The organism is Paenibacillus terrae, from assembly GCF_005217525.1.
Classification (GTDB): Bacteria; Bacillota; Bacilli; order Paenibacillales; family Paenibacillaceae; genus Paenibacillus; species Paenibacillus terrae_C.
On sequence record NZ_PNXQ01000011.1, the window covers coordinates 55,746 to 57,668 of the forward strand.

Genomic DNA, 1,923 nt, shown 5'->3' on the forward strand with positions numbered 1-1,923 from the left:
CATCTCCAATAAAATCAAGCCTGTTTCAATCTTTAGAGGGTGTTTGACTATACCAGGCTAAAGTCATTGAATATATTGTTATCATTCATCTTATTTAAAGGTTTTCTAAAAAATGGGGAGGAGATCACATTGGCTTTCCGATACAGCATCGTCATTCCAACCTATAATCGAGCCCAGCAGCTGCTGCTCACGCTCGCTTCATTTGAAACACAAACTTATCCGAAGCATCTATTCGAAGTGATTGTAGCTGATGACGGTTCTACAGATGGAACGAAGGAAATGGTCGAAAGTTTCCAAGCATCCTATCCTCTGATCTATGTTGCCCATCCAGAACAACGCGGTCGATCTGCCGTTCGAAATTTGGGCCTGCGCCGTGCCAAGGGTTTATACATCATCTTCTGCGACGCTGACTTTTTGGTGTTACCTGAATTCATTAGAATTGTGAGCCGTTATCATCGTAAATATCCCAAAGCTGTGCTTTCAGGCTTCCCTCACTCGTGGGATGATGCTTATACCCATTATTACCCTGGTTTTTCTCCTGAAGAAAAGGAGCATTGTCGGAGTATACTCACACAATCAGGCTTATGGAACCCTCACGTTGAAGCAGCAAATGAAATTGTCCCGATCATAACGCCAGAAGATATCCTTCACCAAACGGGTGCATTGTCCAAGGTTATGATCCCTTCCAGAGTTCCCCCAAATATTAAAAAGCAATTTGCCAAAACGGATGTAGCTCCTTGGACGTTATTAGTTACACGTTGTGTATCCATCAGACGCAGCCATTTGGCTCGTATTGGAGGTTTCAATGAACGGTTTGTACTCTATGGACTCGAAGACTGGGACCTTGGCTACAGGCTGCATCGATTGAAAATTCCTTTTTATTGCATCAAAGAGGTAGTCGGATATCACCAGGAGCATCCAACCCACCTCAGAGGAAACGTTTTAAATACGGAAAATCTAAAAATTATGTTTGAAACCTACGGATTCAATGACTCCTCGTTAAATTTATTCGCCCTTGTACATCCATCCCTGGATTTAGAGACTTACAAAAATACGTTGCGGGTACTGCGCAGGGGAAGCCGATCCAAGCAAACACGTTCGTCAGCGCTGTTGTTGAGGAGAACACTGCGAATGGCAGCCAGGCAGTTCGTTCAACCAAACCATACCCATGCGTATAAAAAATCATTACGATGGATAAAAAAGAATGCAGAGGGCCGAAAAAGTCGAGTCGCTCAGGTTTTACGAGACATGGTACTAAAGTCTGAAAAGCTGGTAGAGTAGTATTGCTCGTTTTCAACGTGCAGCTCATACCTATCACATCTTCCCTATTGTGTGGTTGAACACGTCAAGCTACAAAAGCGTGCTGTCCAGATTGTTTTTGAACATCAAATAGCAGTTGTTATGTACTGTTCAGGCTGCATGGAAGATGAAGCCTCGCCCCTATAAGGGTAAAAGGTAATTCAGGAAATGAAAAATCCACAATCTCACTCGATTGTGGATATAGGAGACAGATTCAATATGACTACAGACCGTGTCTACTCCGTACGCAAGAACATAATCATTAAAATGGCTGTTCCCAAAAGGAAACAAAGGGGGGAATAGAGCACACTGTCCCATTTTGCAAAAACGGTTCCTTTCTTTCTCTTGAAGAACCCTACCCATTTGAAATCTCCTATAGAACGTAAAATAAATAAACAAGACAACAAGCCTGCTCCGTAGGAATAGAAGGGGTTGAAAAGCAGGAATGGTGTAACTCCCCCTAGTTCCAAGACGAACCAAGCGGCTAAAGCTAGTAAAATGGCTACAATCGCTGTACCTATTTTGGAGGGCTCAAAGAGCCTATTCGTTCCTGTGCTTGGAATCGCTGCCTTAATGCCTGTTTTTCCACCGAATACCCAATATACATGCATGCCACTCAGTACC

Annotated in this window: 2 protein-coding genes; one reads left to right on the forward strand and one right to left on the reverse strand. The window is 43.3% G+C overall.

Going from position 1 to position 1,923, the window contains the following annotated elements; genetic code table 11:
* Window positions 1-129: 129 nt before the first annotated feature.
* Window positions 130-1,281: a glycosyltransferase family 2 protein gene (locus tag C1I60_RS09105; protein WP_137061429.1), complete on the forward strand. Its 1,152-nt coding sequence runs from the start codon at window positions 130-132 to the stop codon at window positions 1,279-1,281.
* A 254-nt stretch (window positions 1,282-1,535) separates the two neighbouring features.
* On the opposite strand, the gene C1I60_RS09110 is transcribed toward C1I60_RS09105, so the two are convergent.
* Window positions 1,536-1,923: DUF3995 domain-containing protein (locus C1I60_RS09110; protein WP_252361645.1), on the reverse strand; the 388-nt coding region annotated here is incomplete at its 5' end.